Origin of the sequence: Rhizobium ruizarguesonis (assembly GCF_017357285.1) — a bacterium.
Taxonomy (GTDB): Bacteria; Pseudomonadota; Alphaproteobacteria; order Rhizobiales; family Rhizobiaceae; genus Rhizobium; species Rhizobium ruizarguesonis.
In genome coordinates this window covers 449,989-464,496 of record NZ_CP071682.1, presented here as the reverse complement: position 1 = coordinate 464,496, position 14,508 = coordinate 449,989, and the positions used below count along the sequence as shown (strand labels likewise).

General features: G+C 59.4%; 12 protein-coding genes and 4 pseudogenes. 10 read left to right on the top strand and 6 right to left on the bottom strand.

Going from position 1 to position 14,508, the window contains the following annotated elements; all coding sequences use genetic code 11:
• The first annotated feature begins 1 nt into the window (after nucleotide 1).
• The 4 genes from J3P73_RS36455 to J3P73_RS36440 all read left to right on the top strand — a co-directional run bounded on the left by J3P73_RS36455 (nucleotide 2) and on the right by J3P73_RS36440 (nucleotide 6,629).
• Complete coding sequence (locus J3P73_RS36455; protein WP_207580313.1) at nucleotides 2-2,053, top strand: alpha-amylase family protein; 2,052 nt, start codon at nucleotides 2-4, stop codon at nucleotides 2,051-2,053.
• A gap of 140 nt (nucleotides 2,054-2,193) precedes the next feature.
• Nucleotides 2,194-3,228, top strand: coding sequence for a LacI family DNA-binding transcriptional regulator (locus J3P73_RS36450; RefSeq protein WP_207580312.1), 1,035 nt, complete (start codon nucleotides 2,194-2,196; stop codon nucleotides 3,226-3,228).
• A gap of 36 nt (nucleotides 3,229-3,264) precedes the next feature.
• Nucleotides 3,265-4,362 (top strand): ABC transporter ATP-binding protein, encoded by a 1,098-nt coding sequence (locus J3P73_RS36445; protein WP_207580311.1) that lies wholly within the window; start codon nucleotides 3,265-3,267, stop codon nucleotides 4,360-4,362.
• Nucleotides 4,363-4,364: 2 nt separating this feature from the next.
• Nucleotides 4,365-6,629 carry a glycoside hydrolase family 95 protein gene (locus J3P73_RS36440; protein ID WP_207580310.1) on the top strand — a complete coding sequence of 755 codons (2,265 nt, stop codon included), beginning with the start codon at nucleotides 4,365-4,367 and terminating at the stop codon, nucleotides 6,627-6,629.
• 66 nt (nucleotides 6,630-6,695) lie between these two features.
• Here J3P73_RS36440 and J3P73_RS36435 read toward each other — a convergent pair.
• A pseudogene (locus tag J3P73_RS36435) lies at nucleotides 6,696-6,884 on the bottom strand (fumarylacetoacetate hydrolase family protein); the annotation flags it as partial.
• A 100-nt stretch (nucleotides 6,885-6,984) separates the two neighbouring features.
• Complete coding sequence (locus tag J3P73_RS36430; RefSeq protein ID WP_207580309.1) at nucleotides 6,985-8,169, bottom strand: MFS transporter; 1,185 nt, start codon at nucleotides 8,167-8,169, stop codon at nucleotides 6,985-6,987.
• 394 nt (nucleotides 8,170-8,563) lie between these two features.
• Here J3P73_RS36430 and J3P73_RS37985 point away from each other — a divergent pair.
• The 3 genes and pseudogenes from J3P73_RS37985 to J3P73_RS36415 all read left to right on the top strand — a co-directional run.
• Nucleotides 8,564-8,718, top strand: a pseudogene (locus J3P73_RS37985) (helix-turn-helix domain-containing protein); the annotation flags it as partial.
• Between the two features lie 69 nt (nucleotides 8,719-8,787).
• Nucleotides 8,788-9,021, top strand: a complete 234-nt coding sequence (locus J3P73_RS36420) for an AbrB/MazE/SpoVT family DNA-binding domain-containing protein (protein ID WP_018481502.1) — start codon at nucleotides 8,788-8,790, stop codon at nucleotides 9,019-9,021.
• Nucleotides 9,018-9,422 carry a type II toxin-antitoxin system VapC family toxin gene (locus J3P73_RS36415; protein ID WP_018481503.1) on the top strand — a complete coding sequence of 135 codons (405 nt, stop codon included), beginning with the start codon at nucleotides 9,018-9,020 and terminating at the stop codon, nucleotides 9,420-9,422. Before J3P73_RS36420 ends, J3P73_RS36415 begins: the two co-directional genes overlap by 4 nt.
• Before the next feature lie 306 nt (nucleotides 9,423-9,728).
• Here the strand turns inward: J3P73_RS36415 and J3P73_RS36410 are convergent.
• Nucleotides 9,729-9,961: pseudogene (locus tag J3P73_RS36410) on the bottom strand (type II toxin-antitoxin system VapB family antitoxin); the annotation flags it as partial.
• A gap of 69 nt (nucleotides 9,962-10,030) precedes the next feature.
• Here J3P73_RS36410 and J3P73_RS36405 point away from each other — a divergent pair.
• Nucleotides 10,031-10,258: pseudogene (locus tag J3P73_RS36405) on the top strand (GNAT family N-acetyltransferase); the annotation flags it as partial.
• A 356-nt stretch (nucleotides 10,259-10,614) separates the two neighbouring features.
• Nucleotides 10,615-11,055, top strand: coding sequence for a lipid-binding SYLF domain-containing protein (locus J3P73_RS36400; protein WP_018481376.1), 441 nt, complete (start codon nucleotides 10,615-10,617; stop codon nucleotides 11,053-11,055).
• 163 nt (nucleotides 11,056-11,218) lie between these two features.
• Here J3P73_RS36400 and J3P73_RS36395 read toward each other — a convergent pair whose 3' ends face one another.
• Both J3P73_RS36395 and J3P73_RS36390 read right to left on the bottom strand, forming a co-directional pair.
• Complete coding sequence (locus J3P73_RS36395; protein WP_018481377.1) at nucleotides 11,219-12,334, bottom strand: nucleotidyl transferase AbiEii/AbiGii toxin family protein; 1,116 nt, start codon at nucleotides 12,332-12,334, stop codon at nucleotides 11,219-11,221.
• Nucleotides 12,315-13,034 (bottom strand): DUF6088 family protein, encoded by a 720-nt coding sequence (locus J3P73_RS36390; protein ID WP_018067909.1) that lies wholly within the window; start codon nucleotides 13,032-13,034, stop codon nucleotides 12,315-12,317. Before J3P73_RS36390 ends, J3P73_RS36395 begins: the two co-directional genes overlap by 20 nt.
• A 189-nt stretch (nucleotides 13,035-13,223) precedes the next feature.
• Between J3P73_RS36390 and J3P73_RS36385 the strand changes: the two genes are divergently transcribed.
• Nucleotides 13,224-13,667: a GNAT family N-acetyltransferase gene (locus tag J3P73_RS36385; protein ID WP_018486533.1), complete on the top strand. Its 444-nt coding sequence runs from the start codon at nucleotides 13,224-13,226 to the stop codon at nucleotides 13,665-13,667.
• A 395-nt stretch (nucleotides 13,668-14,062) separates the two neighbouring features.
• On the opposite strand, the gene J3P73_RS36380 is transcribed toward J3P73_RS36385, so the two are convergent.
• Nucleotides 14,063-14,320 (bottom strand): CrpP-related protein, encoded by a 258-nt coding sequence (locus J3P73_RS36380; RefSeq protein ID WP_018068088.1) that lies wholly within the window; start codon nucleotides 14,318-14,320, stop codon nucleotides 14,063-14,065.
• Nucleotides 14,321-14,508: the final 188 nt, after the last annotated feature.

Genomic DNA, 14,508 nt, shown 5'->3' with positions numbered 1-14,508 from the left:
CATGCCCAAGATCACCAATAAGCCGCTGCGTTATCGCCAGATCCATCTCGATTTCCATACCTCCGAACATATCCCCGGCATTGGCGCAGATTTCGATCCGGACGCCTTCGTCTCGACGCTGAAGGCGGCGCACGTCGATTCCATCACCATATTCGCCAAGTGCCATCATGGCTGGTCCTACTATCCGACCAAGGTCGGCAAGCCGCATCCGCAGCTTGCCCGCCCGGATCTTCTCGGGGACATGGTGAAAGCGCTTGCTGCCGCCGATATCGACAGCCCGATCTATATTTCCGTGCAGTGGGACGAACTGACCGCGCGAGAGCACCCGGAATGGCGCGCCATGAGCGCCTCGAACCGCTACCATCATGACCGTCCTGCCGATCCCTCGGCAGGCAAGCAGCTCAGCCCCGCCTGGCATACGCTTTGCCTCAACCATGCGGGCCTGCGGCACTATATTCTCGATCAGGCACGGGAAGTCGCAGAAAGCTATCCGACACAGGGGCTGTTCTTCGATATCATTCTGACGCCTGATTGCGTCTGCCCGGCCTGCATCGAGCGCATGCAGTGCAATGGCCTCGACCCGGAAAATCCGGCAGACCGCCTGAAAAACGACGAAGCCGTCAACGAGCAGTTTCGCCGCGAAACCAGCGAGGCGCTGTGCGAAGAATTCCCCAACCTCAGGGTGTTCTACAATTGCGGTCATATCCACAAGCACGGGCCGGAGCGCTTCGCGACCTATTCTCACCTCGAACTCGAAAGTCTGCCGACCGGCGGCTGGGGCTACGATCACTTCCCATCCAGCGCCCGTTATGCGGCCACGCTCGGCATGGATTTCCTTGCCCATACCGGCAAGTTCCACACCTCCTGGGGCGAGTTCGGCGGTTTCAAGCATCCGGATGCGCTGGAATATGAATGCGCCCAGATGATTGCGCTCGGTTCCAAATGCCTGGTCGGCGATCAGCTTCATCCGAACGGGGCGATCAATCCCGATACCTATGCCTCGATTGCTCCGGCCTATCATCGCGTCGAGAAGCTCGAACCCTTCCTCGAGGGTGCAAAGCAGGTCTCCGAAATCGCAATCCTCTCGGCCGAACACATGAACCCGACAGGTGCACGCAACCATCCGAGCGATGATGGCGCGGCCCAGGTGCTGCAGGAGCTGAAACGTCCGTTCGACGTGCTCGATCTATCCGGCCGCTTCGAGCAATATCGGTTGCTGATCCTGCCGGACGAGATCCCCGTTGACGCGGCGCTCGCCGCGCGTCTGAAGTCTTATCTTGCCGGCGGCGGCAGGATTATCGCCTCCTGGCATTCGGGCCTCGACGAAGACGGCAGATTTGCAATCGACTTCGGTATCGAAAGGGGTCCTGGCCCCGTCGCTTTCAGGCCGAGCTATGTGAAGGCCGGCAAGGATCTCGATCCCTCTATGCCGCAAACGGCCTTTGTCTTTTATGAGGAGGCCGAAACGGTTCGCTCCGTCGGTGCAACGGTATTGGCAGGGATTTTCCCCTCCTACTTCAACCGCTCCTACAAGCATTTCTGCTCGCACCAGCACGCGCCCGACGATCCGGATGCCGATATGCTCGGCGCGGCCGTGACCGTGAACAAGGGTGCAGCGTATATTGCCTATCCCATCTTCCGGCTCTACCGGGCGATGGGTCAACCGCTCTACAAATATGTCGTTCGCGGGCTCCTCGATCGTCTCGTTCCCAATCCGGCCATGGTCACGGACCTGCCCTCTTCCGGCCGGGCAACGCTGACGCGCCAGATCGAGCACGACCGCCATATCCTGCACTTGCTTTACGGCCCACCGCAAATCCGGGGCAAGGACGTGCGCGGTGATGACGGCTCGACCCGTATCATGGAGATGATCGAGGACATACCGGCGATCGGCCCCGTCACGGCCACCGTCCGGCTTCCCGCAAAGCCGAAGCGTGTCTTTGACGCGATGACCGGTGAGGATGTGGCGTGGAATGCCGGCGACGACGGAGCGATCAGCATCACGCTACCGCGCCTGCGCATCCACAGCGCCGTCGTCTTCGAAGGCGCCTGATGCAGGTGCAAGCGATGGGACCGTTGGACGTTGCTCTTGCTGCCGGCGCTACTGGTGGGCAGCGGGGCGCTGGGCTATACGACGGAAAAGTGCCTGACCAGGCACCATTCCCCCTAAATGCGTGCAGGAGCCCACTCGACATGCGACAGACGGACCAAGCGGCCGGAAGGAGGCGGGGAGCCACGATTATCGATGTTGCCAGGGTGGCAAACGTCGCTGTTGGCACCGTATCCCGATATATCAACGGCCAGACCATTCGGCGCTCAAATCGTGAGCAGATCGAGCGGGCGATCCAGGATCTCGGCTATCGGCGCAATGCCGCTGCCGCCTCGATCCGCACCGACCTCACACATATAATCGGCTTCCTGGTACCGACTTTCGACGAATTCCACGCGCGTATGCTCGAGCACCTTGCCCATTCGGTGCGCCAGACCGGACGCGCACTTTTGACCTACTGCCACGGCGGAGATCCTCGCGTGGTTGCCGAGGCGCTGGATTTCTTCGCGGCGCAGCGCGTCGATGCGCTGGTCATGGATGGTACCGCGGAGGTTTATGATCGCGTCGACGACCTGATCAAGCACGACATTCCGATCATCTTCTACAACAATGACGTCCGCGGCCTGGCCGCCGACCGGGTGATGGTCGAGAACCAGCGCGCAAGCCATCGCATCGTCAGCCACCTGATCGACCTCGGCCATAGCCGCATCGGCATCCTGACCGGCGACCCGCGCAACTCTTCGGGTATAGAGCGGCTTGCTGGCTACGAGCAGGCGCTGCGCGACAGAGATATAACAATCGATCCGGCCCTTGCTGCGCGCGGCAACTGGCGCATGGACGGAGGCTATGAGGCCACCAAGCGGCTGATGTCACTCGAAACCCCGCCGACTGCAATCTTTTCCGCCAATTACGGCATGGCAGTCGGGGCGCTCAGCTGGCTGAAGGAAAACGGCCGGCATGTGCCCGAGGATATCTCGCTTGCAAGCTTCGACGACGTGGCCATCTTCCGCCTCTATGAAGCTGGCATCACCGCCGTTGCCCAGCCGGTGGCAAGCATTGCCGAAACGATCACTGACATTCTCGTGGAACGCCTGACAGAACCGTCTGGGGACGCGACGCGCAGCGTCATTCTCGAATGCGATATCATCCTGCGAGGCTCGACGCGGCGGATCAACTGACGCGTCTGTCCGCCAAAGGATTAAAGGGAGGAAGCTTTGGCCAGCGTAGAATTGCAGCATATAGACAAGTCCTACGGAAGCTTCCAGGCGATCGGCAACCTCAATCTGAGCATCGAGGACGGCTCCTTCACGGTCTTCGTCGGTCCCTCCGGCTGCGGGAAATCCACCTTGCTGCGGATGATCGCCGGTCTCGAAAAGATCACCGCTGGAGAACTGCAGATCGACGGCCGGCGCATGAACGACGCTGACCCGATCGAGCGCGGCGTTGCGATGGTCTTCCAGAACTACGCCCTCTATCCGCACATGACCGTCGAGCAGAATATCGGCTTCTCGCTGCGTATGGCTGGCATGGGCAAGGCCGAGATCGAGCGCAATGTCGCTGCCGCCGCGACGACGCTGCAGATTGAGCCGCTGATGAAGCGCAAGCCCGCGCAACTTTCGGGCGGCCAGCGCCAGCGTGTCGCCATTGGCCGCGCGATCGTGCGCAACCCGGCCGTCTTCCTGTTCGATGAGCCGTTGTCGAACCTCGACGCAGAGCTCAGGGTCTCTATGCGCGTGGAGATTGCCAAGCTGCATCGCCGCATCGGCGCAACGATGATCTATGTCACCCACGATCAGACGGAAGCGATGACGCTTGCCGACAAGATTGTCGTGATGCGAGCGGGCAAGATCGAGCAGATAGGCACTCCAGACACGCTTTATGCAGATCCGGACAATCTCTTCGTTGCCGGTTTCATCGGCTCGCCGCGGATGAATTTCCTGGATGGGACGCTCGGAGCTGATGGCCTGGTCAGGCTCGAATGCGGCGCGGTCCTCGGGCCAGGCACCTTGCACGCGGCGGGCGACATTCCGATCAAACTCGGTATTCGGCCGGAACATTTCGTCGGACGTGACGACGCCGGTGGCGCGATCGATCTTAAGGTTGATGTGGTTGAGAACCTCGGCGGAACTCGCTTCATTTACGGCACGGCGAATTCGGGGCAACCGGTGATCGTCGAGGATCGCTCCGAGACGGCCCGTCGCCCCGGAGACACCGTCACAGCCGGTTTTCCTGCAAGCAGAGCGCTGCTCTTCGGCGCAGACGGCCAGCGAATTCGCGAAGCCCGGCGGGCAAACGGCATTTCGGCGGCGTGACCATGGCAGACAATCTTCTCTGGTACGATGCTCCGGCCCGGCTGTGGACGGATGCATTGCCGCTCGGCAATGGTCGGCTCGGGGCGATGGTTTTCGGCGACCCGCTTTGCGAGCGGCTGCAGATCAACGAATCCACCTTCTGGGCCGGCGGCCCTTATCAGCCGGTCAATCCGGATGCTTTCAGACATCTGGAAACGGTCCGGCAGCTGGTCTTCGACGGCCGTTACGCGGAAGCCGAGGCGATGGCCGAAAGACACCTGATGGCCCAGCCGATCAAGCAGATGTCCTACCAGTCGGTCGGCGATCTCCACATTGAATTTGCCCAGGCCAAAGGCGTCTCGCACTATCGCCGCGCGCTCGATCTCGAAACCGCAACGGCGACCGTGTCCTATGTTGCGGACGGCGTCGCCTTTCTGCGCGAAGCCTTCATATCACCGGTCGACGGCGTGCTGGTTTTGCGGCTCTCGGCCAACCGGAAGGCTGCGATCAATTGCCGAATATGGCTGAACAGCCCTCAGCGCGGGGAGGTGAGTGGCAGCGAGGGTTCACTGATTTTTTCCGGGACCGGAAAACCGGAGTCCGGCATTGCCGCTGCGCTGCACTTCGCCTTCGGCATTAGGCTCATCAACATCGGCGGAGTGGTCGGCAGGTCGGCCGAAGCACTGTCGGTCGAAGCAGCCGACGAAGTGCTGCTCCTCCTCGATGCCGCAACAAGCTTCAAGCGGTATGACGACGTGTCGGGAACTCCCGATGCTGACATCGCCGCGAAGCTTGGGCAGGCCCATCACCGTGGTTTCGCGCCGATGCGTCGCGATCATATCAAAGAACATCAAAGACTATTCCGTGCCTTCGCCATCGATCTCGGCTCGACTGCGGCGGCATCCCTGCCGACCGATCGCCGCATCGCTGACTTCGCCAGCGGCAAGGATCCCGCATTGGCTGCGCTTTATGTGCAGTTCGCCCGCTATCTGATGATTGCCTCGTCGCGTCCCGGTACCCAGCCCGCCAATCTCCAGGGCATCTGGAATGCAGAAACCGATCCGCCCTGGGGCAGCAAATATACCGCCAACATCAATCTCCAAATGAACTACTGGTTGCCGGCGCCCGCCAATCTGCCCGAGTGTATTCAGCCGCTTGTCGCGATGGTGGAGGAGCTAGCCGAGACGGGCAGCGTGGTCGCCCACAGGCATTATCGCGCTCGTGGTTGGGTGATGCACCATAACACCGACCTTTGGCGAGCCGCGGGACCGATCGACGGCGCCAAATGGGGCCTCTGGCCGACAGGCGGCGTCTGGCTGACGGCGCAACTGCTTGATCTGTGCAACTACCTCGATGACCCGGAGGCGATGCGGCGTAGGCTGTTTCCTGTTGCGAAAGGGGCCGCGCAATTCCTCTTCGATGTCCTGGTTCCGCTTCCAGGTACGGACTATCTGGTGACGAACCCTTCTCTGTCTCCCGAAAACGTCCATCCGCACGACGCGTCGATCTGCGCCGGTCCGGCAATGGACCGCCAGCTCATCCGGGACTTTCTGGGGCTGCTTCGTCCCCTTGCAGCCTCCATGGCCGGCGAAGACGATCTCGTCGCGGACGTCGATCGCGTCCTGCTTCGAATTCCGCCAGACAGGATCGGCTCTGCTGGCCAGTTGCAAGAATGGCTGGAAGATTGGGATATGCAGGCGCCCGAAATCCATCACCGCCACGTCTCGCATCTCTACGGTCTCTATCCGAGCTGGCAGATCAATATGGAGGACACGCCGGAGCTTGCCGCCGCCGCTCGCCGCTCCCTCGAAATCCGCGGCGACGACGCGACGGGATGGGGGATCGGCTGGCGCATTAACCTGTGGGCACGGCTTCGAGACGGCAATCATGCTTTTGACGTGCTGAAGCTTCTTCTTACCCCTGAGCGGACCTATAACAACATGTTCGACGCCCATCCCCCGTTCCAGATCGATGGGAATTTCGGTGGTGCGGCCGGCATACTGGAGATGCTGGTTCAGTCGTCTCCGAGGGAAATTCATCTCCTGCCGGCGTTGCCCGACGCGTGGCAGGCGGGGTCTTTGCGCGGTCTGCGTGTTCGCGGTGGACTGCTGCTGGATATTGACTGGCGCAACGGCATGCCGACGATGGTCACGCTGTCGGCAGTTCGGGCTGCAATCGCGAAGCTTCGTTTCGGTCAAAGGACATGGAACGTCGATCTGGGAGCCGGTGAACGTCTTGTGCTCGACGCCATCGATGGGTTTTCCAAGCGAAAGACGGGTAGCAGATAGCCTCCAGCCGACTGCACGGCATAGGCGTCAGCCATCGTCATGTGCGGATATCTGAGGGACAGAAGCGCGTCCGTGACCGGTAAACGAGTGCGGGAAGCGGATGAACAGGGAGGAATTGGAAGGGGCTGCCTGCCCATCCTTGTATTCTTCGTTGCGGTCGGGGAAGTTCACGCCGACGCAGATGATCTTTTCCGGAGCGGGCACAGACATTTCGCAGCAGATCTCCGAGGCCGGGAAATCGGGCTGCAAGCCCGCCAGCCGTGTTGCTTAGGGAGAGAGAGCACGCCGCTACCAAGTGCTCGTTCGGGCTTTTCGCTGAACCAATCGCGCGCCCGGAAACTGGCTACGCAATCCGTTAGCCGTTGACGCTCCGAGCAGTCGCAGCGCTACCTCCGCCGGCAGCCCGGCGCGTAGCAAGCGCCTTGGCCGAGAAGAGCGCGTAAATGATCAGCGGAAGACAGACGAGATAGGATGTCCGGATGCCAGCATGTTCGGCAATGAAACCGAGCAGCGGCGGCGCCAGGAAGAAGATGACAAAGCTCATCTGGCCGAGGGCGGCGACGTTGAGATACGCCGCGCGATCTGTGCGTTGGGCCGCCGCCGAAACGGCGAGAGGATAGACCGCGCTGCAGCCGGCGCCCATCAAGGCAAAGCCCGCCAGCGCGACATAGGGATGCGGCGCTCCCGACACGGCGCAGATGCCGATCGCCGAAAGAACAAGCAACATCGTGGCGACCGCCCGCGCGCCAAACCGATCGACCAGCGGATCGACGAACAGGCGCGCCAGCGCCATGCAGAAGGTAAAGAGCGTCAATCCCAGTCCGCCAAGGAAGGGCTCGACCGAAAACACATCGCGCATATAGATCGCCGACCAGTCGATCCCGGCACCTTCGACCAGAAAGGCCGCGATGCCGATCACGCAGAGCGGCATTAGGCCCCAGGTGGGAAGCGCTACCAGCGGTGCCTTGCCTTCATGCAACGCGATCCGCGCCGGCGCATTCCGCATGCCGGAAATCGCCCAGATGCCGATGACAAGAACCGCGACAAAGGTCACGGCGAGATGGAGTTGCATCGAAATGCCGGCTTGGCGGACCACTGAGGAGACAAGTGCTGTGACGAAGAAGCCGAGGCTCCAGAAACCATGTGCCCTATTCATCACGCCGCGTCCTAGCTGCGCTTCGATGCGGTCAATCTCAACATTGAGATTGATCTCCAGCGCCCCGGCGAGCAGCCCCTCGACGAAGAGCACACAGAACACGACCGGCGCCGCACCGATCCACGGCACCAGCGACAGCAGCGCAGACGTGCCGAGAACAGTAATGAATGCCGTCGTACGCGCGCCGAGCCGGGCGATTAAGGGCGAAGATAAAGTCAATGAAATCAAGGCGCCGATCGCAGCCCCTATCAGTGTCAACCCAAGCTCGGACTTATTGACGCCAAGCGCAACCTGCAAATCCGGCATCCTCGACAGCAGCGCCCCGAGCGACACAGCGAAGAGGAAGAAGCAGACATAGATCCGCTGCTGCGGCGCGATTTTCATGATGCAACTCCGGGGATTGACGCGTCGAAGCACGCGCGTATGGACCTGTAATGTCTATCTCACGAGGCCAAAGATCGAAACTTGTTTCTGAGGTAATGCGTCGAAGAAGGTGATCGTGGGGGCCGGCGCGATTGGCCTAGCCGCGGTGACGTGCGCGTGCCGTTTGATCAAGCTTGCAAGCTCGCCACCGCGATTGGAACGCGAGCTTCCCTTCTCCGCCAGATACAGTTCCGTCTAGCTTGACGACGGATCGCTTCACGCTGACATCATGACATGGTGCGTGTCCGAGAGCTTTCGGTATCCTCGCACGGGGGAACATAAGATATGTGCCACACAATCATGTAGCCGGATGGGTTCGGGTTTGAAGTGGACTTGCGAAAGATGCCAATAGGTTATTGCTCGCGAGGAAAGCGCAACGAGACACACCTACTCTCATATCGACCGGATGACCGCTGCAAGATCGCTCGCTGGCGGCCGGCCGGCATCAGCGTCGAAATTATCGCCGAGAAACTCGGGCGGCATCGCTCGTCGATCTTTCGTGAGATCAAGCCCCGGGAATATTGAATTCGAAAGCGGATAGTAATACCTAATATCAAAGCGGTATTACGAGGTTTTAGCATGACCACGACAGTCACAGCGAAAGGGCAGGTCACCATCCCTAAAGCGGTTCGAGAATTGCTCGGGATCGTTCCCGGAAGCGAGGTCGATTTTCATCGGACTGCAGATGGTAGTGTGGTACTGACAAGAGCCGACAGGAAGCAGCCCACCAGCCGCTTTCAAAAGCTTCGGGGACACGCCGGACAGGGTCTCAACACCGACGCGATCATGGCGCTCACCCGTGGTGGCGTGTGACGCTCATCGAGACGAATGTCCTGCTCGATCTCGTGACCAATGACGGAACTTGGGCTGACTGGTCGATTGAGCAACTCGAAGCGGCCAATCTCGCCGGCCCGCTGCTGATTAACGATGTCGTTTATGCCGAACTTGCGGTCCGCTATGAGCGCATCGAGGAACTGGACGCGTTCATCGACGAGGCGGGACTGGTCGTCGCGCCGTTTCCGCGGGCGGCGCTGTTTCTTGCCGGAAAGGCCTTCACGCGGTATCGCCGGGCCGGTGGGTCTCGAACGGGTGTCTTGCCGGATTTCTTCATCGGCGCGCATGCTGCGGTTCAGCAACTTCCGCTGTTAACGCGAGACGTTGGTCGATACCGGTCATACTTCCCAACTGTCGTGCTGATCTCACCGGCTCTGTGATTTCACCGCAGGGGAGGGGCAAGATCACAGCCTTGGCATCTTGGCCGGCCCTGAACTTTCAAGAACGGATTGATGGTTCGAATATCATCAAAGGCGGGCAATAGTGGTCGAAAACGACTCCTCGTTTTGCGTTTGCAGCGACGGCGGCCGTTCCGAAACCAACTCCTCAACTTTATTGGGCCTCGTGATTACCTCTGCAACATCTTGTCAATCCCAGGCTCCGGCCGTATTACTATTTATAGTTGAGGGCGCCTTCCTGGAGGAATGATGTACACATTGATCGTTTTCTCCGCGATCACCATCAGTGCTCCGGCGGCGCGGAGCTGCCTCCGCATCGGGCATGGTTCCTCCCAGCGCAAGGAGGCGGTTTCCCGATTCGACGCGTAAAAGGTCTCCAACGCCTGGCGGACAAGCGCTGCGCGCTCCTTGGTGCCGGTCAAGAACCTTGCTTTGTCCAAGAGTGTGTCGTCGAGATTGATCGTTGATTGGAAGGCGTACGGGAGGCAAGCGTTCCCAAGCAGAAAAGCTCCAGTTCCCATGGCAATGGCCCCATTGCGGAACCCCTCGCGCTGGGGCAAATGTCACCTCACGCGACGTGAGGCGGGATTATGTTATTTCAGATTGAACGGCTTGTTTCAGAACATCTCAAAGGCGCGGCCGATGTATTGGTAAGCGCCTACGCTCGCCCTCCATGGAACGAGAATTGGTCGCTTGAAGCGGCGGTTGAAGATATAACCTATGTGCTCGACACACCCAGATCGATTGCGCTTGCGGCAATTGATAGAGGCAAGGTGCTCGGGATCGCATTGGGCATACGACAGCGGCGCCATGCCGGTTCAGAAAAGCTCGTCCAGCATCAGGTGGAATTGTAGCTTGCCTTGGTCAGAACATATCTCAGCAACGCCGTCAAAGGTTGTCGGTTGTCAAATGTTTGTACCTTTGCGCATCCCTCACTTTCGTGGCTCTAGATTTCGTGGGGTAATCCTGAGTCAGCCGGGCGTTGGCTGCCACCGGCCCTGCCACCGGAGACTATGTCTGCCATCCGCCTCGTTTTGTGACGGCCTTCTCGCAGCCGGATTCTGGCCGCGTGTTTGGAACTAATGACGGGCGAGACTGTTTCAGCAGTGACTTTGGCAAGACGCTTATGTTCCCTCCTGGCTGGGTAAGCCTCGATTTTGAGGAGACTCGCTTCATGAAGATTTCATCCGGATTTCGTTCAGTCGCGGTTGCGGTTGTCGCTGCAGCAGGAATCAGCTTCGCCGGCTCCGCGCATGCCGACAGCGGTACGATCAGCTTCTCAGTCTACAAGGCTGCTTTCTTTGTAGGTGGTTCTGGAGGCGAGGGCACGCTGACCTTCCATGGTCGCCACTATCCCATCTCTGTCGGCGGCATCTCGGGCGGCCTCGCTTTCGGGGCTTCTAAGACCTATTTCCGTGGTGCCGTTCGCCACATTCGCCGCGCCCGAGATGTGACGGGGGTCTACGGTGCGGCGGGCGGTGGCGGCGCGGTCGGCAAAGGGGCGCAGGTGATCGTCATGACCAATGATAAGGGCGCCCAACTCGAGCTCTCGGGCAAGCAGGTGGGCCTGCAAGTCAACGCCGATCTCAGCGGCATTGCCATCACGGTGAAGTAAGGGCCGTCGCTGCGTTCGTCGTCCCTTCAGTCGGCCCACTACGCTGAATACAAAGGTCAGCTTTCAGCACTACCATCTAGGAAGCGGTCGTTCCACTGTCGGCCCCTTGGTTTCCTTTAAAGGCGGTGCTTATCTGCGATAGCCGTATCGGGATTGGAAATGCTTAGGAACTCCCGGACTTTGCTGCCATGTCCACGTTCAGAAATTGTTCGAGCTCTGTGATGCTTGCCACCACCGCATCAAACGCCGGTGGCGTTCCGAAAATCATGCCGGACATTCGCGCGTAGTCGGCCGCGAGCTTCTTGCTCATTTCGCCGGTTGGCACCAATCGGAAAGTGCCGGCTACCGCTCGGTCGTAGCGATGGTCCGGCGCCCGAAACATCAGTTCCTTGTGCGCTCGGCAGGCTTCCGCAAGATCAAGCATTCCCGCAGTGGTCTTTCCGTAATCGGCGTGCGTCCATATCTGGTGAACATCGTAATAGTGCCTCGAATATCGATTGAGATCGGGAACCTTCCGTTCCGGATTTTCTTCAATGCTGCGCTTTTCGGTCATCTCCGTCATCGCATGCAGAATGAGAGCCTTTTCCCAGAACGTGCGCTCGGGCTTGACCGTAAGCACGTTAGGCACTGAAAGGTTGAGGCCAGCTTTCATTTCCGAAGCAAGGTAAGGCAGAATTTCCCGCGGTTCGGCGGGGACGGGGTCCGGTCGCGCTCCGCCTTCAATACGCACGGCTGCTTCGACATAACCGCCGCTCGTATCAAACACGCTTGTATATCGGAGAACCAGAATGTCGAGCGCGTCCTTCTTGCGATATGCGTCGTAGCCGAAGTCGAGTCTGAAATGCCTGGTGTGTCCGGTCTCTTTTTCGACGGCGGCGATTTCCTGGATCAGGAAGTCTCTGAGAGGACCGGCGATATATTGTCGTGCTGCCTCGTCGACCTGATCGGCAAGCGCCTTCTGTTGCTGATTGACAGAGGGCAGAGCTGCAATATCGGCCTCGAGCGGCACCTTCAGATCCGCCTTGTAGATGCCGATGTCGATATCCTCGGAAAAGCGTCGGATCAGACCGTACGCCTTGCTGAGGCTGGTGCCTCCCTTGAAGTAAAGACGTACGGGATCAGCCGGGCGCCGATTGAACAGAAAGTCGAGCACCCAGCAGACATAGAGGTCCTTTTCAATATTCTCAGCCCGTGTTTCCAGATCGGAAGCTACGGCGGAAAAGAGCGCCCTGCGCTCATCGACAGTCGAACGGAGGATTTCAATGAACGCCTGTTTCATGCTTTTCCAGTGTTTCGTGGGTTGAGGGGCGGGGAGCACGGATCATCGCGTCCACGGCCGAATACATCCAGGCGGGGATGGCGTGGATGTTTTCGCGCAGATCCTCGATGATCGCCTCCCGGTGCGGGTTTTGCGCTAGGTGGCGCGCGATGCCCTCGACGACGATGTCCAAGTTGGATCGTTCGTCCCGGAACCAATTGAGCGCCTGGACTACACGCATGGCCGGCCGTCCCGCCCAGAAGGCGGTCTTTGCCGAGATGCGCTTGAAATCCAGCGTGTAGATAACCGGTTTCGTCGCGTTCGGATCGCCGGCGTTGGCTTCGATCTCGATCGTCCTTGGATAGGTATCGGCGTAGATCGTCGAGCGTGCCGGGACGGCTGTCGTCAGACCGAGGTCGTTGGCGGCGGTCATGCCATCCACAAGGACTCGCAGCTTGTCGCGCCGGGCAATCGCATCGATGAATGAGGCCCGCGGCGGAAAGACCATCTTGCCGGTCAACTGGCTTGTGGCTGGCTTGTCGTATAGGCCTCGGTGAGGGCGACGAATGGCGCCTCGGTTGGCAAGCCGCTGCACTGCCTTTTCGACGGCGTTGGGGGTTCCGATATCCAGAAAATCGGCACGCGACCAGACGCCGGCAGGTGCGGCCTTGGCGATACGGTCGTGAATGCGCTCCAGTGTATCGGATGTGGGATCAGGCATTACAGCGCCACCTCTGACCGAAAAATATATACAAATTTTGGTCAGTAACAAGAGCTGCCTCGATTACTAACCAAAATTTGTATCAAATTATTGGTCAGCATGAGGTGTGGACGCGCACTGGGAACCCTTTCCTTTGAAATTTCCGTCGCGCTGGGGCAAATGTCACCTCACGCGACGTGAGGCCGGTTTATGTCATTTCAGATTGAACGGCTTGTTTCAGAACATCTCAAAGGCGCGGCCGATGTATTGGTAAGTGCCTACGCTCGGCCTCCATGGAACGAGAATTGGTCGCTTGAAGCGGCAGTTGAAGATATAACCTATGTGCTCGACACACCCAGATCGATTGCGCTTGCGGCAATTGATAGAGGCAAGGTGCTCGGGATCGCATTGGGCATACGACAGCGGCGCCATGCCGGCCCGGTCATTTACCTCGACGAGCTTTCGGTGCTGCCCGAAGCACAGCGTGCGGGAATAGGGACCGCACTCCTTTCGGCGGTTTTTGAAACCGCAAGCGGAGAAGGGTGTAACAGCGTTTGGTTGATCTCGAAGAGAGATGGTGAGTTGTCAAAATTTTATCGGCATTGCGGATTCGCGATGAGCAACAACCTTGGACTCTACTCCAAATCGAAATGATCTTGGGCAGTTTGTTCGCGGAACTGAAGGCTGTTCTGCCCAAAGTCGAGCGCTGCGAAATGTCGGATGCGCCCCGACGCGAATGGGGGCATCGCCTGCGCAACCGGGCTCATTACCCAGCCAATTCGAATTAGCCATAGCATCGGAGGCAAGATACAATCCTATCATGATCTGCGCCGGAGGCTCAGATTTTACCTGGCCAACACGGCGTAAGTCGGGGGCTGCAAAGCGGAGCCGGCCGTCGTCACGGCGTATGCGAATTGGGCCTGCTGATCGCTGCCAGCCGCCTCCTTGTTTGTCGTCGGTGAACGACAGTTGGAGAAGCAATACCCGCCTTGTCGGCCACGCGCAAAAGAGCATCCCGAAATTGCTCCGGAACAACCGTCCGCTCATCGCTACGCATCGAGCGGGCGTTGTGTGGCAATCGAGATCGGTTCCTTGAAGTGAACAACAATCCTACCTTCGCGACAAGCATCCTCCGCTTCCCAACCGAACTTCCACGCGTCGTGACGCGCAAGCCAGTCTCCGAGAGCACTGGTATCACCAGTCGGCACCCTATGGGCCGCGAGGTATGGATTCTCGTGGGCCTTTAGTCCGAGTACCCGCGCCCTTGAGCCTGCTTCCTGTAAATCGATCAGCTCTTCAATTGTCATGCGCGATCCCCCACGGTCAGCAACGGTAACATTGCCGTCCGTGCATGCAAGCGAATGCTAATTAATGGGTTAATTTGGCACAGTTGCGAGTGCAAAGCGCCCCTGCTCCGGTGGCGCCGCCCGCGCCATGAAGTTGAAGCTCCGCCTATGGGCCTGGAAAAAAGCGCCCTTGACTCTTCCTAGAAAAA

Bases quoted from the DNA above. Each gene is read 5' to 3' on its own strand.
- J3P73_RS36455 (WP_207580313.1), top strand. From the start codon at position 2: ATGCCCAAGATCACCAATAAGCCGCTGCGTTATCGCCAGATCCATCTC.
- J3P73_RS36450 (WP_207580312.1), top strand. From the start codon at position 2,194: ATGCGACAGACGGACCAAGCGGCCGGAAGGAGGCGGGGAGCCACGATT.
- J3P73_RS36440 (WP_207580310.1), top strand. From the start codon at position 4,365: ATGGCAGACAATCTTCTCTGGTACGATGCTCCGGCCCGGCTGTGGACG.
- J3P73_RS36430 (WP_207580309.1), bottom strand. From the start codon at position 8,169: ATGAAAATCGCGCCGCAGCAGCGGATCTATGTCTGCTTCTTCCTCTTC.
- J3P73_RS36420 (WP_018481502.1), top strand. From the start codon at position 8,788: ATGACCACGACAGTCACAGCGAAAGGGCAGGTCACCATCCCTAAAGCG.
- J3P73_RS36400 (WP_018481376.1), top strand. From the start codon at position 10,615: ATGAAGATTTCATCCGGATTTCGTTCAGTCGCGGTTGCGGTTGTCGCT.
- J3P73_RS36395 (WP_018481377.1), bottom strand. From the start codon at position 12,334: ATGAAACAGGCGTTCATTGAAATCCTCCGTTCGACTGTCGATGAGCGC.
- J3P73_RS36390 (WP_018067909.1), bottom strand. From the start codon at position 13,034: ATGCCTGATCCCACATCCGATACACTGGAGCGCATTCACGACCGTATC.
- J3P73_RS36385 (WP_018486533.1), top strand. From the start codon at position 13,224: ATGTCATTTCAGATTGAACGGCTTGTTTCAGAACATCTCAAAGGCGCG.
- J3P73_RS36380 (WP_018068088.1), bottom strand. From the start codon at position 14,320: ATGACAATTGAAGAGCTGATCGATTTACAGGAAGCAGGCTCAAGGGCG.